A 26,018-nucleotide genomic window follows, 5' to 3' on the forward strand; every position below is an offset into this window, starting at 1 on the left:
ACTTTTCGCGGTTACAAGAGTAGCATACAGTCTTGATAATTCAATATTTGTGAGGATATCGTTACAAGTTTAACGAAGGATTTTTTCATGAAAAGGAGTGTAGAAAAAGTGGAGTATTTGAAACGTTTGTTGGTCGGACGTCCATTGAAATCCGCAGAGAATGATGAACAAAAACTGAGCCGGACGGCGGCCCTTGCGTTGCTATCTTCTGATGCTTTGTCTTCGATTGCTTATGGGACAGAGCAGATCGTTGTCGTATTAGTGGCACTTTCCGCTGCTGCTATCTGGTATTCATTGCCGATCGCTGCTTTTGTTATTATTCTTTTGATTTCATTGACCTTGTCTTACCGCCAGATCATTCATGCTTACCCTCACGGCGGTGGGGCATATGTAGTAAGTAGTGAAAATTTAGGGAAAAATGCGGGCCTGATTGCCGGCGGCTCTCTATTGATCGATTATATGCTGACAGTGGCAGTATCCGTCTCAGCAGGGGCAGAAGCCATCACTTCGGCTGTGCCGGCGTTATTCGGTCATCAAGTGGCGATTTCTGTCGTGATCGTAATCTTGATCATGATGATGAATCTGCGAGGGTTGCGAGAATCAGCTAGCTTCTTGATGATTCCTGTCTACACCTTTATCGCAGTGATCACAGTCTTGATCGTGGTCGGTTTGTACAATATCGTAACGGGTGCGCAACCGTTAAATGCAACCGCACTACCGGGAGCGGTCGTACCTGGGGTATCCGTGGCCTTGATTTTACGGGCTTTCTCATCGGGTTCCTCTTCTTTGACAGGGGTCGAAGCGATCAGTAACGCGGTGCCGTTTTTCAAAAAACCACGGGCGAAAAATGCAGCTGCGACCTTGACGATCATGGCGTCGATTTTAGGGTTCTTCTTTGTCGGCATCACTTTTATCAACTATTGGTATGGTATCGTACCAGAAACAGAAGTGACCGTTCTATCTCAAATCGGTTCTGCCGTTTTTGGTCATGGGTTTATGTACTACGTTTTGCAATTTGCTACGGCATTGATTTTAGCAGTTGCCGCAAATACCGGATTTTCAGCTTTCCCCGTGTTGGCGTATAACCTAGCGAAAGACAAATATATGCCGCATATGTATCAAGACCGTGGGGACCGTCTTGGCTATTCGAACGGAATCATCACCTTGGCTGCTGGTTCCATCGTATTATTGTTTATCTTCCAAGGATCGACCGAGCGTTTGATTCCTTTGTATTCCATTGGGGTATTTATTCCTTTTGCCTTGTCCCAAAGCGGAATGGTGATCAAATGGAGAAAAGAAGGCAAAGGCTGGTTCTTTAAATCGATCGCCAACATCGTTGGGGCTTTGATTTCCTTTGCGATCATTGCCATCTTGTTCGTGTATCGCTTAGGCGATATTTGGCCATTCTTTATTATCATGCCGATCCTCTTGTATATCTTTTACAAGATCCATGATCATTATAAGAAAGTCGCAGAACAGCTGCGGTTGGAAAAACAAGAAGCACTACATGTTTATGAAGGAAATACTGTGATCGTTTTAGTCGGAAATGTTACCCGAGTAAATATCGGCGCATTGAACTATGCCCAATCGATTGGTGATTATGTCGTAGCGATGCACGTATCGTTGGATGAAGATGTGAAGAAAGAAAAAGAAATCGAACAAGAATTTAAGCAAAAATTCCCAGACGTGCGTTTCTCCGTCGTTCATTCTTCTTATCGTTCGATTGAAAATCCCATCTTACGTTATGTGGATCTAGTCAGCCGCAATGCAGCCAAACACAATTACACAACGACCGTCATCATTCCACAGTTTGTCCCAAGACGTCGCTGGCAAAATATTTTGCACAACCAAACAAGCCTGCGCTTGCGTTTCAGACTCTCTTGGCGTGAAAACATCATTGTAAGTACGTACAGTTACCATTTGAAGAAATAACAAAAACGCTAGTTTAGCGACCTGATTCCCAAAAGAAATGTTTGGGTCAGCCGCTAAGACTAGCGTTTTTTTAGCTATAAAACATTTTTAGTTTGATATCTTGATCGTAATTTCCAAACCCCTTGCCAAAGAGGGTACAACCGCCGACATGCTCGGCATCTTCTTTGACTTCCACTTTTAAATGCCACGTATCTTCGTAGGCAGGTATATCCTTGATCGTAATGTCGGAAAGAGGAACACCTTCCATGTAGGTTCCATGATCCATGATGCGGATCGTCTTCAATAACCCGTACTGATTAAGATTGTCTGGATACCAATCCGGTGTATACTTTCCACGAATGTCTGCAAAATCCCCTGGGCTAGTCCATGTACCAAGCTCCACACCATTTAAGCTGAAGGTGATGTCTGAAGGCCAGTTGTTATTGGAAAAAGGAAATTCAGACGAAACCTCCATTGAAATCTCCATCATTTCGAGTTTTTCTTCTTTTGCTAAGAAGTTTGGCGATTGGTATTCGACAAATCCTTTCGTAAACCACAAGATGCGGGCATCCATTCGTCGGGGATCCATGAAAAACTTCGGTTCATCTACCATTCCCACAAAATCAGCTGAAGTAGCAAGCCCGCACGTTGGTTCTACCGAATAATTTGTATAATGACCGATCGGTATCGCCGTTTCTTTCGTATCAAAGGCATTAAAGATTTTCTCAGGAAAGTTGATATCGATATGATCCACTCTCAAACTGGAAATCTTTTTTTGCCCCACACGCTCTGTTTTGATGATTTTGGCTTCTTCTAATTTTTTGATGTGCATCGTAATGATAGCGCTGCTTAAGCCCAACTCCTGTGCCAACTCTTTGACATTCATCTTGTTTTTAGCTAGCAATTGAATGATTTTAATTCGCACGTTACTGGCAAGTGCCTCATAGACAGGCAATGCTTCTTGATTGATTTCTAATTGCATCGTGTCACCTCCGCTTAAACTGTTTGATTTACTTGAATGTTAACATATTTGCTAATTTGTGTAAATAGCGTTGTTTATTTCGCTAGTTATTAATATATTTATTAATTAATATAGATATTATCCTTGATAAATTAATCAAAATATTGTTGACAGCGATTACAAATCAAGTTATGATTTATTTGTAAATTGAAAGTGTTTGCAAACGCTAGAAATGAATAATGCAATTATAAATGCTGGGATAGCAAATAAGAGAAGGAGGATAGGCGTGTGTTCGGCTTCAAAGACCAAAATTCAATTTCTATGAAAGAGGGAAAAACATGAAGAAGAAACTTATTATTATTGGTGCTTTAGTTGCAGTCGTTGCAGTTGCCCTTATTGGTTTTAATCGTTATCAGGCAGCGGAAAAAGAAAAATACACGATTAATTTTTGGTCACCCCTTACTGGTGATGATGGCGCTTATATGGATCAGATCGTAAATGAATTCAATGAACAATCAGGTTCCGATTATACAATCAATCATGTGATCACGTCTGATATGTATACTAAATTAAGTACGGTTGTTAGTTCTAAAAGTGGGATTCCAGATTTGACTTTGATGCATTCTTATAAAGTAGAGGAATTTGTCAATTCCGATATTATTGATCCGGTTGATCGTCTGGTTTCTTATCAACCTGAGTTAGAAGAAAGCAATTATTTAGATACAGCGTGGAATGCAGGAAAAATCGGCGATACTCAATATACGATCCCATTAGATATCCATGCCAGTGCCATGTATTACAATCAAGATCTTTTAGAAAAATACAATGTCACTTCTTGGCTAGACGATAACATCGTGACGTTTGATGAAATGATGTCATTAGCAGGGCAGATGGAAGAAGGCGATTATGTCGTAAATAATGCGTTACTTTCTTGGGTTATCTTAGCGCAAATCCGTAACTTAGGTGGCGCAATTTCTGACGATGCTGGGAACCCGACGGTGAATACGCCAGAAATGAAAGAAGCGTTAGAAAAAATTAAAGCGTTAACAGATGCAGGTTTGATGACACCTTATGGAGAAGATGGGTATTTGATGTTCCAAGGCGGAAACGTACTCTTATCAACAGATGGTACTTGGACTTCCACCGCTCATGATGCGGTTGAGGGCTTGAATTGGGGCGTAACAAATATTTATTCGACTTCAGATGACATCGCAACTAACCGAGCAGCTTCTCATATGTTTGGCATGTTGAAGAGTGAAAGCAGAACAGAAGAAAAAGAAGAAGTAATCGCACAATTTTTAGAATTCGTTCGTACAAACTCGATCGAATGGGCAAAAGCCGGTCAAATCGTTGCAAGTAAAGATATTTTAGAAAGTGATGATTACCAACAATACCCACAATCATTCTTTACTTCTACACCAGAGGAAGAAGAAACACTTTACATCTTTGACTACGTTTATTTCTCTTATGTCTTAGAAGCATTAGATGTTTATAGTACAGATATCGCTTACGGTGAATTAGATATGGATGAAGGATTAGCAACGATGCAACAATATGTCGAAGATAAGATTGCAGAAGTAGCTAGATAAGTGAAGGGGGGATAATTCTATCCCCTTTTCCAATTTTTAGAAGGGAATGAAAGGAATGAAAAAAAAGAGCATTAACTGGGCATCAATCGCATTCATTGGACCACACATGGTACTCTTTATTATTTTTGTATGTATTCCAACGATCTATGGTATTTATGCTTCATTTACGCAATGGAATTTGATCTCTGATCCAGTCTGGGTCGGTTTTAACAACTATAAAACATTATTGTTTGATAGTTCCTCGACATTCTATACCCAATTTTGGAATGGTTTGAAAAATACCTTTATTTTCGTTTTGATCATGGTGCCGTTACAAATCATCATTCCACTGATGATTGCAGCTGCATTGCAACATAAAAAAGTGAAGCTGAAAGGACTTTTTCAAGCAATTCTATATATTCCAGGTCTTATCTCTGTTTCAGCAGGTTCTTTGATCTGGTCATTGATTTTCCACTCTCGATTAGGTGCCATCAATAATATTTTTGGGTTCGATTTCTCTTGGGCTTCGCGACAACCCTATGCATGGATCTTGATTTTTGTTGTCAGCATTTGGGGAGCGATCGGTGGTAACATGATCATTTATCGCTCAGCTTTAGCGGGTGTCAATGAAGACCTTTATGAAGCGGCAGAGATCGACGGAGCTGGAGCATTCCAAAAATTCTTGAATGTGACCTTGCCATCTATTCGCTTTCCACTGTTATATACGATCGTGATGACAACTGCTGGAGCATTTAATGTCTTTGCACAGCCTTTGATGATGACAGGTGGAGGTCCAAACCAAAGCACGACTGTATTGATGATGTATATCCGCTCACTGGCTTTTAGTCAAGGAGAATCAATTGCAGGAATGGCTTCGGCAATGGCAGTCATCTTAGGATTGATCATTATGTGTGTGTCCGTATTTCAATATTTTCTTTTAGATAGAAGCAATACTTAAGGGGGCAAAAAAATGAATACACAAAAGAAACATATACCTAGTATGGTCATCGCATATTTGTTTCTGATCGTTTTATGTATCATCTGGGTTATTCCATTGATTTTTAGCTTTGCCACTTCTTTTCGTTCTCAAACCGAAATCGTCTCTACTGGGTTTCGTTTATTACCCGTAAACTGGATATTAGATAACTATGTAGCGATTTTGACTAATACGTCTACTGCACCAATTATGCAGTGGTTATGGAATTCAATGTTTATCGCAGTCACGCACACTGTTTTAGTTGTGATCGTTGTTTCAGTGACCGCTTATGGCTATGGCAGAATGCGGTTTAAATACCGTGATCGTATCTTTTATCTTTTGATGGGGATCTCGATGTTTCCCGGTGTAGTGAATTTGATCCCGTCTTACAAAATCATTGAAACCTTCGGCTGGGTCAACTCTTCTCTTGCTATGATTATTCCAGGCTTAGCAGGGATGGGAAATATCTTTCTTGTGCGACAGTTTATGAAAGGTATCCCGCTTGAATTTGACGAGTCAGCACGAATGGATGGTGCAGATGAATTTACAATTTTTGCAGAGATCATCGTTCCTTTGATCAAACCTGTGTTGATCGTTGCAGGCCTCTTTTCTTTCACAGGCTCATGGAATGATTTCTTGTGGCCAGTGATCGTGTATACGGATGTTAGTAAGATGCCGATTACAGCCGGTTTGCTATTACTACAAGACATTTATGGCAACTACCGAATGATTGGTCAATTGATGGGCTCGGCATTGATTGCGATCATTCCAACCGTCATGCTGTTTCTATTTGCTCAAAAATACTTCATTGAATCTATGAACTTAAATGCAGGAATAAAAGGATAGTGAAGATCATGAATCGAAAATTGGAAAGAAATTTACTACGTGCCAGTGCGGTCTGGGATGTCTGTATTGGTCTCGTAACGATGTTTGGGTATTATCCTTGGTTTGAAGAACAAGGGATCGCAGCATTTCAAAATCAAAATCAGTATGAATACTTGCAGTCAAGTCTGGTAGGAATGATATCGAAGGTAGTTATGATCGTTGCGTTAGCGACGATTTTGATGGGCGTTATCAGTTGGATCAACGCGAAGAATATGCGAGACAAACAAATAAACAAAGGAACGATACGTTGGATGATCGCCTGTGTCATCATCCATTTGATCATCTATGATGTGATCGGTGTCGTCCTCTATTTACTAGCTACGACGATGTATATGTCTAAAAACAAAGCAATAAAAATACTAAAAACGGAAAATGGAATTTTTTAAGAAGGTGTAGAATTTATGGCAGAAAATTATTTGGAACCGATTGTATTAGAACGTGCAGACCCATGGATATACAAGCATACCGATGGATATTATTACTTCACTGGATCAAAACCAGGGTATCAGGAAATCGAATTAAGGCGTGCGAAAACCTTGAAAGGTCTGGCTGACAGTGAAGTGAAAGTCATCTGGACGGCTCATGCCGAAGGCCCCATGAGTGAGCTGATCTGGGCACCAGAGATTCATTTTATTCAAGGAAAATGGTACATCTATTTTGCTGCTGCAGATCATGGAGAAGTCAGAAATGATCAGCATCATCATCGGATGTTTGCGATCGAAAATGCGAATGAAGATCCCTTTGCAGGCGAGTGGGTAGAAAAAGGACAGATCGAGACGCAATTTGAGAGTTTCAGTTTAGATGCTACGGTATTTGAACACAGGAACCGATTGTATTATGTCTGGGCACAAGCAGATCCAAACATTCCAGGCAATTCCAATCTTTATTTATCAGAGATGGAAAATCCTTGGACATTGAAAGGAAAGCAGATTCTGCTGAGCATTCCTTATTATGAATGGGAAAAAATCGGCTTCAAAGTGAACGAAGCTCCAGCTGCTTTGATTAGAAATGGAAAAGTGATCATTACTTATTCAGCCAGTGCGACGGATGAAAACTACGCGATGGGACTGTTGTGGGCAGATGAGGATAGTGATCTATTGAATGGGTATTCTTGGCATAAGTTGAAGGAACCAGTCTTTTCAAGTTCTGAACAAAATTCCCTATACGGACCAGGACATAACTCCTTTACAGTCGATGAGGAGGGGAAACAAGATATCTTAGTGTATCATGCAAGACCAGAAAAAAATGATTACAGTAATCCTTTAGAAAATCCCAATCGACATGCGTACGTCCAACCGTTTACTTGGAAGAAAAATGGATTGCCTGATTTTGGCGAACCCGGTGTAGTCAAAGGATAGATAAAAGAGAGGGAAAAAATGAATACAAAAAGAAAAATGCTCTGTTTAACCATGTCCGTTTTTTTTACTAGTTTATTTCTTGCTGGCTGTCAAACAGGAGATGCTGCTGAGCAACTTTCACAAAAGGAGTGGGAAACAACGACAAAAAATCGAGTGTCGATTCATGACCCATCGATTACTTCTATTCATGTTGGTGACCAAGAGCTGTTTTACGTATTTGGTTCGCATCTCGCCCAAGCGAAAACAGAAGATTTACAAACTTGGGAAGTACCTTTCACTCACGAATATGAATCAATGGAAGACAATATGATCTATGGTAACACAAAAGAAAATCTAGCTGAGACTTTTGAATGGGCAGGCTACGATGATGCCGATTCAAAAGGTGGTTACAGCCTTTGGGCACCAGATGTCATTTGGAATGCTGATTATGAATGGTCAAATGGAGACAAAGGAGCCTATATGCTCTACTACTCAGCTAGTTCTACTTGGCGGCGTTCAGCGATTGGATTGGCCGTAGCTAAAACAATCGAAGGACCCTATAGCTATGCGGATACCGTGATCTATTCTGGCTTTACAGAAAAAGATTCGACAGATGGTAGTGAACGCAATACCAACTATCAAAATACCCATTTGGCGAAATTGATCAAAGAGGGGAAAATCAGTGGGTTCAGTGAAAACTGGGCGATCGAAGATGGTCTGACGTATAACACCGATTATGCGCCAAACGCCATTGATCCAGCGTTGTTTTATGATGAAGAAGGGAAACTATGGATGACCTATGGTTCTTGGTCTGGCGGTATCTTTTTATTGGAAGTTGATCCAGCCACTGGAAAACCAATGTATCCTGGGGAAGATAGCACGACGGAAGATGGGCGTATCATTGATCGCTATTTCGGGATCAAGCTTTTTGGCGGCTATCATCAATCAGGAGAAGGTCCCTATATTGTTTATGATAAGGAAACCGATTATTATTACCTATTCGTCACTTATGGTGGTTTAGCAGCAAAAGGTGGTTACAATATGCGACTATTTCGCGCTGAAAAACCAGAAGGACCTTACCTTGATGCCCAAGGAAATAGCCCAATCTTCGAACAAGGGGACCAAAATTCAAACTACGGCATCAAATTGATTGGCAACTACCAATTCTCGTTTCAACAAATGGGGTATCGAGCAGCGGGACACAATTCGGCGATCATCGATGAGAATGGTCAGTGGTCCTTGGTGTACCATACGCGCTTTAACAATGGAACCGAAGCCCATGAAGTGCGGGTCAACAGAATGTATATGAATGAGGAGGGCTGGCCAGTTCCAGCACCCTACGAGTATCGAGGCAATGAACAAGTAGCAGATGCTTTGTCAGAAGATAACATTATCGGACGCTATGAAATCATTAACCATGGTACCGACAATGGAACGACCATGCTAAAAACGCAGACAATCGAGCTTCAAAAAGATGGAAGCGTTACTGGTGACTTGACCGGAACTTGGACGTACGATGCGGGATACTTGGCATTGACTTTTGAAGAAGCGACCTTCAAAGGTATCTTATTAAGTCAGGAAATAACAGAATTTGAGCAGCAAAAATTAACGTTTTCAACGATTGGCGATAATAATGAATCCATTTGGGGAATCAAAGAATAGGAGTATAACAATGACGATTAACATTCAAAACACAAAATCAGGAACAACGATCAGCAAATATATCTACGGTCATTTTGCAGAGCATCTAGGCCGTTGTATCTATGAAGGATTATACGTTGGAGAAGATTCGCCGATCCCAAATAAAAATGGGATGCGGATTGATGTGGTTGAAGCACTGAAAAACATTCAAATCCCTGTGCTACGTTGGCCAGGCGGCTGCTTCGCCGATGAATACCATTGGAAAGACGGGATTGGTCCTAAAGAAAACCGCAAAACGATGGTCAACACCCACTGGGGCGGCGTGACTGAAAACAATCATTTCGGGACCCATGAATTTTTTGAATTGATCAAGCAGCTGGAATGTGATGCGTATGTCAACGGCAATGTCGGCAGCGGAACGGTGCAAGAAATGTCGGAATGGGTGGAATACATCACGATGGATGGCATTTCTCCGATGGCTGATCTTCGCAGAGAAAATGGCCATGAAGAAGCGTGGGAAATGAAATTTTTTGGCGTAGGAAACGAAAACTGGGGCTGCGGCGGCAATATGCGGCCAGAGTATTATGCGGATCTGTATCGCCGCTATCAAACCTATGTCCGCCAATACGGCGACAAAAAAATCTACAAAGTCGCCGGCGGAGCGAATGTCGCAGACTATCATTGGACAGAAACGCTGATGAAAAACGCCCATTGGTTGATGGACGGCCTAAGCTTGCATTACTACGTTCATCCGCAAGGCTGGGAAGAAAAAGGTAGCGCCTTGGAATTTGATGAGGCAGAGTGGCAAGTGACCTGTGAAAAAGCAGCCTACATGGATGAATTATTGACCCGCCACAGCGCGATTATGGACCAGTATGACCCAGAACAGCGTGTGGGAATCATTGTTGATGAATGGGGCACTTGGTTCTCAGCAGAACCTGGTACGAATCCAGGCTTCTTATACCAACAAAATACGATCCGTGATGCCATGGTCGCAGCGATCACCTTGAATATTTTCCATAAACATGCCAAGCGAGTGCATATGGCAAATATCGCACAAACCGTCAACGTCCTGCAGGCGATGATTTTGACAGATGGCGAACAAATGGTGAAAACCCCAAGCTATCATGTCTTTGATTTGTACAAAGTCCATCAAGATGCTGAAACCATTGATAGCCATGGAACCAGCAGCGATACCATTACGTATACGATTTCGAAAAAAGAAGATACGATCCATCTATCGGTTTGTAATTTTGCTACCCAAGGCACGGAAGAATTATCCTTCTCCCTGGAAACAGCGATCAATGAAGTGAAAGAAGCTCGTTATATCGTGGGGGACAAAATGAACGCACACAATGATTTTGATCATCCTGAAGATGTGGTGATCCAAGACTTCACCGCTTACGATGTTAAAGAGAACAAAGTCAGCTTGCGGGTGCCAGCAATGAGTGTTCTAACGATCTCATTGACAGTCTGATCCCATGACTTGTAAAGGATGCGAAGTGAAAGATGCTGCTGCAGCAGCACAGGAAGACATTGAATCCTTGATTGCAGAACAACTTTCTTTAGAAAGCGACTTGGCTTCGCCGGAGATCGTCAGTAGGAGAATCGTTGTTTGTGAGACTTGTCCATTGCGATTGAATCATACCTGTACCAAATGCGGCTGCTTTTATCGGTTTCGCGCAAATTTAGCTAAGAAAAACTGTCCTGCAGGAATGTGGGAACAAACAGGACAGCTCGTCAAGTAGCTGTCCTGTTTGTTTCAATTGGTCAGAAGGATCAACAGATAAAACATTTTTTTGATTACGCTTACATAATCGTTGTAGATACGCTATGATTAAACGAAAAACAATGTTAATAAAGTGGAAAGTGAGCGAGTGATTCAATGAAAATAAATCAACCCGCAGCGCTTACTTATTATGAAGCTGCGAATCATGGCACGGAAGATTTCCCATTAGCATATTATCCTAATTTAGTGAGTGTTTGGCGAGAATTCTTTTTTGTGCCACATTGGCATAAAGAAATCGAAATTTTATGTGTCCATCAAGGACAGCTAGAATTAGTCGTTAATGGAGTCTCACGCAAGATTAAGGCAAATACGATCGTACTGATTCCTCCCAATACTTTACACACTGCCTATCGAATCGCACAACAAAGCTGCCGTTTTTCATGTATCGTTTTTTCTGAAAAATTAATTACGAGTCGGCAATCAGATAGAATTCAAAGCCAACAAATCGACCCTTTTTTGATACAAGAATGTGTTACTTCTTATGTGGATTTTCCAGATAAAAGTCAACAAAGTCTCAGCTTGTTTCAACTATTTGATCAATGCTTTATGGGGAAATCGTCCTATCGTGAATTACGTCTGAAAGGGATCGTTATCCAACTCTTGTCATATCTATTAGAAGTTGGGACCGACCAGCCAGCAAAAAAATCAAGCGAGCGCCTCCAAGAAAAACGGGAAAAAGTGGTTTTATCTTATATTCATACTAATTATCATGAAATGATCCAATTGCAAGATTTAGCCGATTCTGTTTCCTTAAGTAAAGAGCAATTTACACGATTTTTTAAACAATCATTTCGAACTTCCCCAATGGCTTATCTAAATCATTATCGCTTGGTCCGATCGGCAGAATTGTTGCGAGAGACTGATTTGACCATGGTGGCGATCGCTCAAGCTGTCGGTTTTTGTAATAGTAATCATTTTTCTATGTGCTTCAAAAAGATGTTTGGTGAGACCCCTACACAATATCGGAAAAATGACATGATTACGATAGAACACGCCATAAAATCGAAGGATAGCCCTCTGTAATCCAGCTATACTGAAAAAAAGGAGGGTTCAAAAATGTCGTTTTTTTCAATAGGTGAGAATTACCTCGAATTTCAAAATGAAAATGAAGTCGTGCGCATTATTGCTTGGGGCACGAACAGTTTGCGGGTGGTGAGTGCACCGTCTGGTGAACTAGATTTATCCTGCTGCGCATTATTAACACAAGATTCTAAGGCCGAGGTTGCGATTGAGGGGGATGTAGGAGCTATCGGTAATGGAAAAATCCACGCAGTAGTCACCAAAGACGCAGGCTGGAACAACTATGGCAAGATCACTTTTTACAATCAAAAAGGCGAAGTGATTTTGAAAGAGGCAGCATCTGGCGGTGCGCTCTTGAAGAAGGCGCGGTTTTTTAAGTCGATTATTGGAGGAGATTTTCAACTGAAAGCTACTTTCGAAGCCAATCGTGAGGAGAAAATCTATGGTATGGGGCAATATCAACAGGATATTTTTGATCTAAAAGGGTGTAATTTAGAATTAGCGCATCGAAATTCACAAGCTTCGATCCCCTTTTATTTATCAAACAAAGGATACGGCTTTTTTTGGCACAATCCAGCAATCGGTTCGGTCTCTTTTGGTAAAAATACGACCGAATGGCGTGCCGAAAGTACGAAGCAATTGGATTACTGGATCACTGCTGGAGAGACACCAGCTCAAATCGAAGAACAATTTAGCCAAGTGACAGGACGGGCACCTATGATGCCCGAATATGGTCTAGGATTTTGGCAATGTAAACTTCGCTATGCGACACAAGCGGAAGTAGTGGCGATCGCTAGGGAACACAAAGAGCGGAACATTCCCGTTGATGTACTAGTGATCGATTATTATCATTGGCCGCGCTGTGGTGATTTTCGCTTTGATGAAAATTTCTTTCCAGACCCCAAGGCGATGGCAGAAGGAGTACGAGATAAATATGGAATCGAGCTAATGGTATCGATCTGGCCCCAAATCGACACGCGTAGTGAGAATTTTCAAGAGATGAAAGAACAAGGCTTATTAGTCAAAACGGATCGCGGCATTGATGTACAGATGTTGTTTCATGGGAATAACATCTTTTATGATCCAACAAATCCTAAAGCTCGAAACTATGTCTGGGAGAAAGTATCAAAAAATTATGTCAATAACGGCATTCGCTTGTTTTGGTTGGATGAGGCTGAACCAGAATTTGGTACGTATGACTATGATTCCTATCGTTATTATGTAGGGAGTGTGTTGCAAAAAGGCAATATTTATCCCCGTGAGTATGTTCGTGGTTTTGATGAGGGAGAAGCTTCCTCACAAAAAGAACATTCAATCAAATTGGTTCGTTGTGCTTGGGCGGGTAGCCAACGATATGGGGCATTGGTTTGGTCCGGCGATATTCATTCGACTTACCAAGACTTTCGCAACCAAATCGTTGCTGGCATGCAAATGGGGTTAGCAGGCATCCCGTGGTGGACAAGTGACATCGGCGGATTTCATGGTGGTTCTGTGACAAGTCTAGATTTTCAAGATTTATTGATCCGCTGGTTTCAATACGGGACTTTTTGTCCAGTCATGCGATTGCACGGTTCACGTACTCCCCATAAAAAAATCTTCAAAGCAGATGGTGAAGAAACAGAGCAAACCGGAGCAGCTAACGAAATATGGGCGTTTGGGGAAAAGAACTATGAGATTATGAAAAAATTTATTGGAATTCGTGAATTGATGCGGGACTACTCGCGTGAATTGATGCGCGCAGCTCATGAAAAAGGAACGCCAGTCATTCGACCAACTTTTTATGAATTTCCAGAGGATCGCCAGGTATGGGAACTGACAACACAGTATCTCTATGGTTCTGATATTCTAGTGGCGCCCATCGTTGTAGCGCATGCTACTGAGCGTGAGGTATATTTGCCAACAGGAGCAAAATGGACCGATGCTCGAGATGGAACTATTTATGAAGGTGGACAATGGATTGTCGCACAGGCACAAATTGATTCCTTACCAATCTTTTTACGAGAGGGAAAACAGAGTTACTTGATTCATGAAGTATAGGCAGGAAATGGTTACGGTCAGTTGTTTGTAAGACTGGTAGGTACCTTGTTGAGAGGGTAAGAACAATATGAATAGAAAAGCAACACAATGTGCTCGGCACATTGTGTTGCTTTCATTGAAAGGACTATTGTAATGGGCTTTTGAGTAACAAGACACCATGAGTAGGAACCTCAGCATTGGCAATTGTTTGTTCTTTTTGTTGCCATAACTCAGTGCCGTTTTTAAGTGGTAGTAAATCAGCGATCGATTTTGGGATGGTTTGCGTTTGATCAGAAACATTGAAAATGGCATAGTAGACTACTGTGTCGCTCAACGCCTCCCAAATGATCCACTCTTGATCACGATAGAACTCTTTTTTCGTATGAATTTTTCGATACATTTCTAAGACTTCAGTATTCGTCAATAAACGTAAGGTAAAGAGATCGATGTCTGGTAAAGTACCACCAAACATCAATGGAGATTGGAAGATCGTCCATAAACTCATCAATAAGTATTGCTCGTCTTCCGTAAAACGTGTCCAGCTGTCACCACCGCCACCATCAACTGCCCGAATGCCGATATGACCCAACGGCAACATATCACAGTCAGGCCAGTTACCTGGACGGACGAAAGGTGCCCACTCTGCTGCTCGGTCAAACATGGCGTAAAGGGCATCCCAATGATCCCAAAAGTCATCCGTCAAGCGCCACATATTGGCATGATTTTGAAAGAAACTACCATTTTTGAGGGCAGCTGGTCCGGGAGACAAAGAAAGGACGATCTCTCGACCGGATCGATCGATTGCACGGCGAATCGCTTTGATTTCTGCTTTATGGGCATCACCGTAAATTTTCGAATCGCCGATATCATCCACCTTTATAAAGTCAACACCCCAAGAAGCATATAATTCGAGCAAAGAATCATAATAAAGCTGTCCTTCAGGCAATGAAACATCGACCCCATACATATCGGAATTCCAAGGGCAGATTGAATTCATAGCAATGTCCCGTGCCCGTTTATCCGTTCCTTTGATCGGCGTATTTTGATGAACTGCTTGTCGTGGAATGCCGCGCATGATATGGATACCAAACTTCAGCCCTTTTTGATGCAGATAGTCACCAAGTTTTTTGAAACCAGCGCCATCTTTTGCTGAAGGGAAACGATTTTCAGCAGGAATCAAGCGAGAATAGTCGTCCATACACAACGGATAAAAATCATTGTACCTTGTAGACTTTGCTTCTGGTTCGCTCCATTGAATATCCACGACGACATACTCCCAACCATAAGCTTTCAAATGCTCTGCCATAAAATCGGCATGGGCGATCACTTCTGCTTCGGTCACAGAAGCGCCATAGCAGTCCCAAGAATTCCATCCCATTGGGGGTGTTTGTGCAAAATGTAAAAAAGACATCGATTTCCTCCTAGTACGTTTTTCTTATAGTATAGTAAGCAATAAAAAAGAGAGGGAAAGTTTTGTCTACTAGAAATAAAAAAGAAAGAAATCGTCAACGAATGAAAAAGGAGTTGATCAATAGTGTTTCCACAAGAAACAAACTATGCGAAGATTACAGCATACTATAGTGTTGCCCTTGAGCGTTTTTCCATGAATCCACATCAACACCCAGCGTGTGAGATCATGTTTGTGACCAAAGGGAAGTGTAAGATAAAGGTGCAAGATCAAGTAATTGTTCTGGAAAGAAATGATTTCGTTTTCATAAATGCGTTTGTGGAACACGCCTTACTCGTTGAAGGAGATTCCTGCACATTACTGAATATTGAATTTCTTCTGAGTGAGACACCGTCCGCCCTTTGTGTTCGTGATGTTTTTGCATACATCAAAGGAAATGTACAATGGAATGAGCCTTACGCGAAAAGTCGCGATGTCCGCCAATTTGGACAAGCGATCAAGTCATTGCTGCAGCTGCTAATGATCGATGATACTCAAGAGCAACCGTCTGCTGAACGGCAATTTACGATCGAGCTCTTGTTTAAGCGGATGCTGATGGAATTAGCCTTTTCATTACGTACGAAAGAAACCAAACGGGGCAATTGCTATGTGAACGCTGCGATCGACTATATTCAACAACATTTTGATGAAGATATTCAAGTCTCCCAAATCGCAACGGCGGTGGGGATTACGAAAGCCTACTTGCATAAACTCTTTCATGAGCAACTGGGAGTGACGGTCAACCATTTTCTCACCAGTGAGCGTCTGAAGCAGGCAGCATTTTTACTAAGCAATAGTCAGCTGCCAATCGTCGAAATTGCCGCTCAAGCAGGATTCAACAGTAGGCAGCACTTTACCAATACCTTTAAACAGAAAAAAGGCATGAGTCCTAAAGTTTATCGTCAAATCTACACCCATCAAATCAAAGAAGAAGCAGGACAACATATATTAGGGGAACATACAGCTTTTTTAAGAATGAAGTAAAGACAGATAGTTAGAAAGTGTGATGCGATTGAAGATAAAAATGAAACTTATGGTAACGATCACTATTGCAAATGTCGTTACTTCGTCACTGATCATTCTCTTTTTTTCTAATACCGCGAATAAGATCATTGATAAAAATATGGAGATCCAAGCGAAAGAGATCGAGGTCTCTATTTTACGTAATATCCATACGATCAGTACGGATCTCAATCATATCAATTATAAATTGATTATGGATGGCTACGACACGTTGAAAGAGGCCAGTGAACAACCACGGATTACGAGAGACACCTTTGAGAGCATCAAGCTGACTATGGAATTGAAAGAGATCGTGGAACCATTGTATCAATTTCAACCTTATTTGCTGGGAATGGCGATTTATTCCAAAGAAAATCGGTTGATGTCGTTTGGGTTAGTTGATCCAGTTGTTGAAGAAAAGCTGATTGGTTACACCAATGAGGCCGCTTATGCAAGAGAGATTGATGATTCGACTGTTTATATCAAAAATGAAATCAAAGTCGGGCAAGTAGTCCTGGGGCATTTGGTGGGATTCCTTCATACAAGCGAGTTTCTTAATGATCAATTAGAAAATCTCCCTGCTGGTACGCAGATCGCCTTGTTAGATCAAAAGCAAACGGTGCTTGCTGAAGTTGGCACCATTGATGAAGACCAAGCCAATTTGTATGAGAAATCATTCTATAGTGAAGAAGTCGAAGCGTGGTTTCATCTCCATCTCCCTAAAAAGCCATTTTTGGGACCGTTGACACAGAATTTACGACTGATGATTTTTCTGTGTATCGTGATCGTCAGCATGAGTATTTTTGTGGCTACGCTGATTATATTAAAACTGTCGAAACGAATCGATCAATTAAACCAAGCAATGGAGCGGGTCAAGAATAAGGACTTATCAACCACTGTTGAGATCCAAGGCAATGACGAATTAAAACAAATGAGTATAGTCTTTAATTCGATGATAGCCAATATCAATACTTTGATGGAAGAAAATAAAGCCAGAGAAAAAGAGAAAAAAGAAATTGAGATCGACTTTTTACAAGCTCAAATCAACCCCCATTTTCTGTCCAATACGTTAAACTCGATTACCTGGATGGCTGAATTACAACAGGCTAACAATATTGCCCATCTTTCGAAATCACTTGTATCATTGTTGCATGCCACGATGTATAAGGGACAAGACTTGATTCCTTTGTCTGAAGAAGTAGCCCATGTCAAAAGCTATGTGTCCATCCAAAAAGTTGCCTATATTGATAGCTTTGATGTTCATTGGGCGCTTGATCCAGCGATTTTATCTTGCCGTATCCTCCGATTTATTTTGCAGCCCATTGTTGAAAATAGCATTTTGCACAATTTTGTTGGAACGAATAGCGAAAAAGGGCAAATAAAAATAAGTGGAGAAAAAAGGGGAGATAAGCTTTGTTTAATGGTTGAAGATAATGGTAATGGACTAACAGAAGAAGCGATAAAACAGATAAACGATCGAGAAAAAAGCAATGGAAAACACTATTCGAAAATTGGTATCCATAATATCGATAAACGAATCAAGCTTTACTATGGTCCAGACTATGGTATCACATATGAAACAGAGTTAGAGGTTTATACCAGGGTCATTATTGAGCTTCCTATGATTGGAGAAAACGACGATGAAGAAAATAGCCCTCTTGGATGACGAGTTGATTTCACGCAACAAAATAAGTACTATTTTACAAAATTTCCCTCAATTTGAAATTGTGCTCAGTACGGCAAATCCTTACGAATTGTTAAATTATTTGGAGATTTATTCTGTAGATCTCATTTTTTTAGACATGAATATGCCAATTATGAATGGTTTAGCCTTTTTAGAACAATTGGAACTGATCGATCGCACGACTAAAGTGATCGTGATGAGTGGCTATGCCGACTTTAATTATGCGAGTGGTAGCATGAAATATGGGGTCGTTGACTATCTTTTGAAACATGAATTGAGCGAGGAAGTGATTTCGGAAGCGCTGAAAAAAATCAATTTTTTTACAAACAAGCCTATCGCTGCGCCTGCTTACGAAACACCCTCTCTACGTGACTTTTTTCATGGAAATACAAGTTTCTTGATGCAACAGTATCCGCATTTTGTAACTGAAAAAATGGTAGGACTTGTTATGATACCTATCTCTATCAGCAAAAATGTTTGGGACAAAGAAAAGTATAAACGAAAAGTGAGCGCTGTTTTAGAGCAATTGATTTTAGACACAAAGAATGAAACCATAGAAATGCTCTCTTTTGTGACTGATGATGGGAAGCTTTTTATGCTCTACTCGTTTGCAAAAATCAAGTCCTATAAAGCGATCAATGATTACTTGGAAACGATCAAAAACAAGTGCTACCATGCTGCCAAGCGCTTACTAGATGTTGAACTTTTTCTCCTGCGATCCCCAGTAAGCAATCGACTGTCGGAGGTATTAGAACTATTTAAGAGCGATGAACGAATCTCAGATTTACTCTTTTTTTCACGTCCGAATGAGTTGCTGCATTTTTCAAGCCAAGAATGCAGTAAAAACGTCTTTCAACAGCATGAGATCGCTTTGTATCTGAAAAAAATCTATTTTTATACCAAATACATCGAACCAGAAAACATCGAATATTATAGTAAAAAACTGTTTGAGTATATAAGAGAAAAACGGGTCGCACGTTCGCTGGCCTTAGAGCTAATTGCACAAATTGATTTTCAAATCAGTTTAGCGATGAGTAATAGCTTTAGACAGCCGATGGAAACGATGATTCAAATCAATTATTATCAACAGTTCGATACGTTACTAAGAATCGAAGCAGATTTTTTTGAAGCCATTTCATTAAGTGTAAAAAATTTCCAAAAAGAAGTCTTTAAGCCTGTTGACGAGCCGGTAAAAAAATGTATTCTTTATCTTCATCAACACTTCAAAGAACCGATCAGCTTGCAGACCTGCGCCGAAGCGATTGATTTAAATTATTCCTATTTAAGTAGGGTGTTTAAGCAGCAATGGGGACAGTCTTTTTCAAAATACTTGTCTGAGTTGCGGATCGATTATGCAAAATTATTGTTGAGTATCTCGTCTTGTAGTGTCAATGAAGTCGCAAGGCAAAGCGGATTTGCGAACTATAATTATTTTTTCCGTGTTTTTAAAGAACGTGTAGGAATCTCTCCATATCAGTTTAACCGCAACATTATGGACTATGAATGAAGCGAATCATGTAAAAATGGTTGGCGAGTAAAAAAAAGAGAGTAGAAGTAAAAATTGTTAATAAAAGCGTTTTCATTTTCGACGTTATACTTAGTGTAACAAGAGTGAAAGGGATGAGAAAATGAAAAAATTAGGTTTGGTGTTTTGTTCCGCAGCATTGATCGGATTGCTCTCTGGATGCGGGGGAGGATCTTCAAGTGAGGGAGATGGAGAGTCGTCAAGCAACCAGTTAAATGTGTTAGTGGTAAAGCATGGCTTGACGCAAAAGAACAAAGATATTGAGTGGTTGAACAAACTAGAAGAAGAACTTGAGCTGACCATAAAGTGGGAGGAAGTTTCCGCTGATTGGGATCAGAAAAAAGCCCCAATGTTGGCTTCTGGAGATATTCCCGATTTGATTCTGGGACCAAATGTTGTGACGGATGCGGAATTTGCGAAGTTTCCTGGCTTGTTCACCGATTTATCTGATCACTTAGATGCCCTGCCAAATGTTCAAAAGATGTTTGAAGAAAAACCAGAAACAAAAGCACTTGCTACTCAACTGAATGGAGAGATCTATGGCTTACCAAAATACCAGCGTTTTTGGCCTAAATCTGCTTCTCGTCAATATATCAATCGAACGTGGCTGGACAATCTTGGGTTAGACGTACCTGAAACATGGGATGAACTATTCGAAGTGTTGGTCGCATTCAAAGAAAACGATGCGAATGGAGATGGGGATGCTAGCGATGAAATTCCAATGGATTGGAGTCCAGTTGGAACCGGCGGTTTTGGCTATTTCCAACCAATGCAGCTTTTAGCAAGTACGGGTATCGTTGTTTCAGAAGGAGGAAATACCGGCTACTTTGCTGAAAATGGACAGGTAGGCAACTTCTTTGTTGATGAGCGTTACAAAGAAACAGTGGAATTTTTGAACAAGTGCTGGGAAGCTGGCTTGATTAATCCTAAGGCTTTTTCTCAAGATTATAGTGCCTATCAGTCCACTGGTAGAGGAGAAGGCGAGACGGCAAAAGTCGGTTTTACTTGGGGCTGGGAAGCTTCAGACCGATTTGGTAATCAGTTAGCAGATCAATATACATCAATGGCACCATTGATTCAAAAAGCTGGAGTGGAACCGACATGGAGCTATGAAACCTCGCTTAATTATGGGGTAAACTTTGCCGTTGTTTCCTCTCAAACCAAAAATATGGACGGAGCCTTAAAATTCGTCAATGCGCTATACGATCCAGAAATCGGAATCCAAGCATTGTTTGGGTCATTGGGCACTAACATCGAAAAAGAGGGGGACACTTACCGCGTCTTGCCACCTGCGGATGAAAATGTCGATCCAGGGACATGGAAGTGGACAACAACTTGGGCGGACAATAGTCCAATGTATATTTCAGACGCTCTTGATGTCGAACTTGGCGCAGATATGAAAGCGAATGAGGTCCAAGATGAAGTGTTGCATCCTTACGTGGATAAAATCGTTCCTGAAGAACAAGTAGTACCATTCAATCTCTTGAAATTTAGTAATGAGGATGCCACAACACTAGCAAACAACAATACAACGATCCTCAATGAAGCAATGACAAAATTTGCTAAATGGGTGACAAAAGGTGGCATTGAAGATGAGTGGGAGCAATATGTCACAACCTTGCAAAATAGCGGCTTAGATCAAAATATCGAGATCGTTCAAAAAGGATTTGATCAATATTACGGGAATTAAGTGAGTGGTGAGGCTGGTCAGAGTTGAGTAAAGCAATCGCAAGTTCATGCTTGAATAACAAAGACCAGCCATTTACCTAAATCTATCAAAGGAGTGAAGATCATGGACACAGTTCTCGTGAAAAAAAATAATCGGTTACTTTCTCATTTCAGTCGACAATGGCAGCTATGGTTGATGGTTTTACCGGCATTAGCGATCATTTTGGTTTTTAATTACATACCAATGTATGGTATCCAACTAGCATTTCGGGAATTCGATTTTACGAAGGGACTCACTGGTGGCGAATTTGTCGGTTTCAAGTATTTCCAACAATTTTTCGAAAGCCCGATGTTCCAAACCGTGATAGTCAATACGTTGCGGATCAGTGTGACAACGCTGATTTTTGGGTTCATTGCTCCCATTTTATTGGCATTGATCATCAATCAAATCAGAAACCCTAAAAGAAAAAAAGTCATGCAAACTGCGGTTTATTTACCTCACTTCATTTCTACGGTCGTGATGGTAGGGATATTGCAAGTCTTTCTTTCACCAGAAACAGGTGTTTTAGTCAACCTCTTGAACTTGGATTCTTCTGTCAACTTAATGGGGAGCGACAGTACGTTCGTGCCCGTCTATGTCATTTCTGAGGTTTGGCAGCACTGTGGCTGGAACAGCATTATTTACTTAGCGGCACTTTCGAGTATCGATACGCAACTCTATGAATCAGCAGATATCGATGGCGCCAATCGTTTTCAAAAAATCCTCCATGTTGATATACCAGCATTAGTGCCAACGATGGTTATTTTGTTGATTATGAATATGGGTGGGGTTTTAAATGCTGGCTTTGAGAAGATTTTCCTGATGCAAAATAGTTTGAATTTGAGCGTCTCAGAAGTCATTTCTACGTATGTGTATAAAATTGGGATCTTAAACAGTCAATTTAGTTATTCAACAGCGATCGGGCTATTCAATAACATCATTAATTTTCTCTTTTTAGTTTTAGCAAATGGTCTTTCGAAAAAATACACGAACCGTAGTTTATGGTAAAGGGGTGGCTATATGAATCTATCACTAACAAACAAACCTAAATCAGATCTTCTTTTTAACCTAGCGATCATCATACTTTGCTTGAGTATCTTTTTGATTGTCGTCTATCCGCTCTTTTTTGTCGTCATCGCTTCAATTAGTGATTCCAACATGGTTTCTAAAGGATTAGTCACGCTCTTTCCTAGGAATATCAGCTTTTTTGGTTTTGAAAAAATTTTACAAGATGCTAGGATTTGGACGGGTTATCGCAATACCTTGATTTATACGTTAGGAGGAACGGCGGTCAATTTAATTTTTACTTTGCCCGCAGCTTTTGCTTTATCAAGAAAGGAATTTAAACCTCGAAAACTTTTGATGTTTCTCTTTACCTTTACGATGTTTTTCAATGGTGGCTTGATCCCTACGTATTTACTCTATCGAGATGTGGGGTTGATCGATAGTATGTGGGTCTTTATTATTCCCTCGGCAGTCAATGTCTATAATTTGATCATTGCAAGAAGTTTTTTTGAGACAAGCATTCCGGATAGTCTCTATGAAGCAGCTGCTCTAGATGGTTGCTCCTATGCAAAATTTTTTGTTACTGTAGCACTACCGCTATCCAAAGCAGTCATTTCTGTGGTGGGTCTTTACTATTTGGTCCAACATTGGAACGATTTCTTTACAGGACTCGTATTTATTCGCGACTACGAAAAACAACCTTTACAGATCGTTCTGCGAGATATTTTACTATCAAATCAAGCATCTGCAGGTGGTGCGGGCGCTTTGGGTGATGGCTACGGACAACAATATGCAGATCAGATCAAATATGGCGCCATCATTGTTTCGACCTTACCGATTTTGGTGATCTATCCTTTCCTACAGAAATACTTTGATAAAGGAGTCATGATTGGTGCAATGAAAGGGTGAGTACATGAATAAGCTAGTCGATTTACATGTGAGCATTGGGAAAAAAGGCTTACTGTTATTTCTGTTGCATTGCTATTGGCTGCTGTTTATCTTATTCGGCTTAGTTCTTTTCGGACTATTGCCAGCAACCAATGCGGTTTACGAACTTTGCAATGATGAAAAATATCAAGAAGCAAATGCGATAAAATTGTTTCAGTCCTTTGCAAAAAGCTTTCGAAAAAACTTTTGGAGAATGAATCGATTAGGACTCTTTATCCTTCCTTTAACAGCCCTTTTTTCGATTGACTTGATGCTAATGAGACACTATGTCTTTACCGAAGCCGATACAACCGTTTATTTGTTGATCCAACTTCTGATAGTGATTAGTCTCCTTTTTTTAGCCAATCTCTTTTGGTTTTTTCAACACGAACGAGCTTGGAAACCCATGCTTAAAAAAAGTTTGATTCTAATGCTTGGCAAACCTGGATTGACCGGTCAAATTTTCGTCCTTATGGTCGGGATCAGCTGTTGCTACTACCTACTACCGGGTTTATTCTTCGTATTTGGTGTTACACCGCTGGTTTATTTTCAACTTAATTTGTTTAAACAAAAAGATGCGTATGTCTTTTTACCTGAAAAAAAGCATACGACTGTCTAAGCTCGTACATTTACCATAAAATCTCAAAATAAAAGAATAGGAGAACGAAATGAAAGAATTCGCATTAAACAAGATCCAGCTCACGGACGAGTTTTGGCAAGGATACCAAGAGCTTGTTCGCAAAGAAACGATTCCTTACCAATACCAAGTCCTAAATGATGAAATCGATGTAGATGTTCAAGCAGAACGGGAAGATCCCAATTTGCCAGCTGGGAAAAGCCATGCCTTGGCGAATTTTCGCATCGCTGCAGGGCAAATGGAAGGGGAACATTTTGGCTGGTTTTTCCAAGATAGTGATGTCTACAAATGGATCGAGTCGGCTGGGTATAGCTTGTTGAATACTAGCGATCCGCAATTGGAAAAGACAGTAGATGAAGTGATTGACTTAGTTGCTGCTGCGCAAGAAGCGGACGGCTACTTAAATACCTTCTTTCAATTGACCCGACCGAAGTTAAAATACCGTCAGCTGTATTTCAGTCATGAACTTTATTGTGCCGGGCATCTAGTCGAAGCGGCTATCGCTTATGATCAAGCAACAGGCAAGGATAAATTACTGACCGTGGCAGAGAAAAATATCGCCAATATTTGCACGTATTTTGGGCGGGAGCCTGGAAAAATTCAAGGTGCTGATGGCCATCAAGAGATCGAATTGGCTCTGGTGCGTTTGTATGAATACACCGGTAAACAAACCTATTTGACATTAGCTGATTTCTTTCTTGAAGTACGTGGGGAAGATCCTGCCTTTTACGAAAAAGAAATCTTGAAAAACCAAGCAGATGGCTTATCAGATGAAACGCCAAGGGTAGATCTCACCTATTTACAAGCCTACGATCAACCTAAAAAGCAGCATGAAGCCAAAGGTCATGCGGTACGAATGCTGTATATGGCAAGCGGGATGGCAAAAGTCGCCCAGCATACCCAAGATCAAGCATTAATCGATGCTTGCGAAGCGATTTGGGAAGACATCGCCTGTAAGAAAATGTATGTGACCGGTGGCGTCGGCTCAACCGTTCACGGGGAAGCCTTTGTCGGTCCCTATGATTTGCCAAATGATACGATGTATTGTGAAACCTGTGCAGCTATTGCATTGGTCCAATTTTCTTTTGAGCTGTTCAAACTAACCAAGGAACCAAAATATTTAGCGACGATGGAACGAGCGTTGTATAATAGCGTCCTTTCTGGTGCGGCAATTGACGGCAAACACTTTTTCTACGTGAATCCTTTGGAGGTCAATCCCCAACGAGATCAAGAAAATCCTGGCAAAGGTCACGTCAAAGCCCAACGACCCGATTGGCTCGGTTGTGCGTGTTGTCCGCCCAATTTTGCACGGATGGTCGCATCGCTGCAGCGCTTGGTTTACACTTGCGATCAAGAGAAGCTTTACGTGAATTTATTTGTAGCAAGCCGTTTAGAAGAACCTGATCAATTTACGTTTGAACAAACGGGCGGGTTTCCTTTTACAGAGGACCTCACGATTCGCTATCAAGGCATTCCAAAGACGCTCATCATCCACAAACCTAACGGACTAAGTAAGTTTCAAATCGATAGTGAACACGAATGGCAGGAGACGAACGAGGCAATCATCTTTGAGGCAGTCGAAAACGTGACGGCCAATATCCGTTTTGAACAACCATTGCAAATCTTGCGTGCGAATCCTCAAGTTATTCAAGACATCAATCAAGTCGTATTGCAACGTGGCCCCTTCGTGTATTGCATAGAAGAAGCCGACAATGGTCAAGCACTCTGGCGTTGCCGCATCGACCCACAGGCGCTGGAGGCGACCTTTGCGAAAGAGGATACGTTGTTGCCAACTACTTTACGTTTGGCGATCAAAGGCTACCAAAGCGAAGAATGGTCGGGAACAACCCTTTACGAAGAACGAGCGGAAACGGTCATACCTCGTACGTGGCAACTGATCCCATACCATTTATGGGGCAATCGGGGCATAGGCGAAATGCGCGTTTGGCTGCCGCTCGTTGGAAAGGAGTAAGAAGTAA

21 protein-coding genes are annotated in these 26,018 nt (G+C 41.1%); 19 read left to right on the plus strand and 2 right to left on the minus strand.

The window, feature by feature from the left end; genetic code table 11:
- Positions 1-108: 108 nt before the first annotated feature.
- A complete protein-coding gene (locus IGJ01_RS02215) occupies positions 109-1,932 on the plus strand; it encodes an APC family permease (RefSeq protein ID WP_034872061.1) in 1,824 nt (607 codons plus the stop codon).
- Positions 1,933-2,002: 70 nt separating this feature from the next.
- Here the strand turns inward: IGJ01_RS02215 and IGJ01_RS02220 are convergent, their stop codons facing one another.
- Entirely contained in the window at positions 2,003-2,893 is an 891-nt protein-coding gene (locus IGJ01_RS02220; RefSeq protein ID WP_008376111.1) for an ArsR/SmtB family transcription factor, read from the minus strand.
- Between the two features lie 317 nt (positions 2,894-3,210).
- Here IGJ01_RS02220 and IGJ01_RS02225 point away from each other — a divergent pair, with 317 nt between their 5' ends.
- From IGJ01_RS02225 to IGJ01_RS02270, 10 genes are all read left to right on the plus strand, one after another.
- The gene (locus IGJ01_RS02225; protein WP_008376109.1) at positions 3,211-4,461 is read left to right on the plus strand and encodes an extracellular solute-binding protein; all 1,251 of its coding nucleotides are present in this window, start codon (positions 3,211-3,213) and stop codon (positions 4,459-4,461) included.
- Between the two features lie 46 nt (positions 4,462-4,507).
- Positions 4,508-5,398 carry a carbohydrate ABC transporter permease gene (locus IGJ01_RS02230; RefSeq protein WP_176257025.1) on the plus strand — a complete coding sequence of 297 codons (891 nt, stop codon included), beginning with the start codon at positions 4,508-4,510 and terminating at the stop codon, positions 5,396-5,398.
- A gap of 12 nt (positions 5,399-5,410) precedes the next feature.
- Positions 5,411-6,262, plus strand: coding sequence for a carbohydrate ABC transporter permease (locus IGJ01_RS02235; RefSeq protein WP_005227285.1), 852 nt, complete (start codon positions 5,411-5,413; stop codon positions 6,260-6,262).
- 8 nt (positions 6,263-6,270) lie between these two features.
- Positions 6,271-6,687: a hypothetical protein gene (locus IGJ01_RS02240; protein WP_008376104.1), complete on the plus strand. Its 417-nt coding sequence runs from the start codon at positions 6,271-6,273 to the stop codon at positions 6,685-6,687.
- Positions 6,688-6,702: 15 nt separating this feature from the next.
- The gene (locus IGJ01_RS02245; RefSeq protein WP_086299048.1) at positions 6,703-7,659 is read left to right on the plus strand and encodes a glycoside hydrolase family 43 protein; all 957 of its coding nucleotides are present in this window, start codon (positions 6,703-6,705) and stop codon (positions 7,657-7,659) included.
- A gap of 18 nt (positions 7,660-7,677) precedes the next feature.
- Positions 7,678-9,300, plus strand: a complete 1,623-nt coding sequence (locus tag IGJ01_RS02250; RefSeq protein WP_430601349.1) for a glycoside hydrolase family 43 protein — start codon at positions 7,678-7,680, stop codon at positions 9,298-9,300.
- Positions 9,301-9,310: 10 nt separating this feature from the next.
- Complete coding sequence (locus tag IGJ01_RS02255; RefSeq protein WP_218193159.1) at positions 9,311-10,756, plus strand: alpha-N-arabinofuranosidase; 1,446 nt, start codon at positions 9,311-9,313, stop codon at positions 10,754-10,756.
- A gap of 4 nt (positions 10,757-10,760) precedes the next feature.
- Entirely contained in the window at positions 10,761-11,027 is a 267-nt protein-coding gene (locus IGJ01_RS02260; protein ID WP_005232191.1) for a DUF6171 family protein, read from the plus strand.
- Positions 11,028-11,164: 137 nt separating this feature from the next.
- Positions 11,165-12,091 (plus strand): helix-turn-helix domain-containing protein, encoded by a 927-nt coding sequence (locus IGJ01_RS02265; protein ID WP_430601350.1) that lies wholly within the window; start codon positions 11,165-11,167, stop codon positions 12,089-12,091.
- Positions 12,092-12,124: 33 nt separating this feature from the next.
- Positions 12,125-14,125, plus strand: a complete 2,001-nt coding sequence (locus IGJ01_RS02270) for a glycoside hydrolase family 31 protein (protein WP_430601351.1) — start codon at positions 12,125-12,127, stop codon at positions 14,123-14,125.
- A 124-nt stretch (positions 14,126-14,249) separates the two neighbouring features.
- Here IGJ01_RS02270 and IGJ01_RS02275 read toward each other — a convergent pair whose 3' ends face one another.
- A complete protein-coding gene (locus tag IGJ01_RS02275) occupies positions 14,250-15,515 on the minus strand; it encodes a glycoside hydrolase family 27 protein (RefSeq protein WP_430601352.1) in 1,266 nt (421 codons plus the stop codon).
- Between the two features lie 120 nt (positions 15,516-15,635).
- Here IGJ01_RS02275 and IGJ01_RS02280 point away from each other — a divergent pair, with 120 nt between their 5' ends.
- The 8 genes from IGJ01_RS02280 to IGJ01_RS02315 all read left to right on the plus strand — a co-directional run bounded on the left by IGJ01_RS02280 (position 15,636) and on the right by IGJ01_RS02315 (position 26,011).
- Complete coding sequence (locus IGJ01_RS02280; RefSeq protein WP_086332957.1) at positions 15,636-16,535, plus strand: helix-turn-helix domain-containing protein; 900 nt, start codon at positions 15,636-15,638, stop codon at positions 16,533-16,535.
- A gap of 40 nt (positions 16,536-16,575) precedes the next feature.
- Positions 16,576-18,219 carry a sensor histidine kinase gene (locus IGJ01_RS02285; protein ID WP_430601353.1) on the plus strand — a complete coding sequence of 548 codons (1,644 nt, stop codon included), beginning with the start codon at positions 16,576-16,578 and terminating at the stop codon, positions 18,217-18,219.
- Positions 18,194-19,744, plus strand: a complete 1,551-nt coding sequence (locus tag IGJ01_RS02290) for a response regulator transcription factor (RefSeq protein ID WP_430601354.1) — start codon at positions 18,194-18,196, stop codon at positions 19,742-19,744. Before IGJ01_RS02285 ends, IGJ01_RS02290 begins: the two co-directional genes overlap by 26 nt.
- Positions 19,745-19,865: 121 nt before the next feature.
- Positions 19,866-21,452, plus strand: coding sequence for an extracellular solute-binding protein (locus IGJ01_RS02295; RefSeq protein ID WP_430601355.1), 1,587 nt, complete (start codon positions 19,866-19,868; stop codon positions 21,450-21,452).
- Between the two features lie 102 nt (positions 21,453-21,554).
- Complete coding sequence (locus IGJ01_RS02300; RefSeq protein ID WP_016609626.1) at positions 21,555-22,478, plus strand: ABC transporter permease; 924 nt, start codon at positions 21,555-21,557, stop codon at positions 22,476-22,478.
- Positions 22,479-22,490: 12 nt separating this feature from the next.
- Positions 22,491-23,384 carry a carbohydrate ABC transporter permease gene (locus IGJ01_RS02305; RefSeq protein WP_016609627.1) on the plus strand — a complete coding sequence of 298 codons (894 nt, stop codon included), beginning with the start codon at positions 22,491-22,493 and terminating at the stop codon, positions 23,382-23,384.
- Between the two features lie 4 nt (positions 23,385-23,388).
- Positions 23,389-24,021, plus strand: a complete 633-nt coding sequence (locus tag IGJ01_RS02310) for a DUF624 domain-containing protein (RefSeq protein WP_430601356.1) — start codon at positions 23,389-23,391, stop codon at positions 24,019-24,021.
- Positions 24,022-24,070: 49 nt separating this feature from the next.
- On the plus strand, positions 24,071-26,011 hold the full coding sequence (locus IGJ01_RS02315) for a glycoside hydrolase family 127 protein (RefSeq protein ID WP_430601357.1): 1,941 nt from the start codon (positions 24,071-24,073) through the stop codon (positions 26,009-26,011).
- The last annotated feature ends 7 nt before the right edge of the window (positions 26,012-26,018 follow it).

The organism is Enterococcus sp. AZ089, assembly GCF_050547225.1.
GTDB lineage: Bacteria > Bacillota > Bacilli > Lactobacillales > Enterococcaceae > Enterococcus_D > Enterococcus_D entomosocium.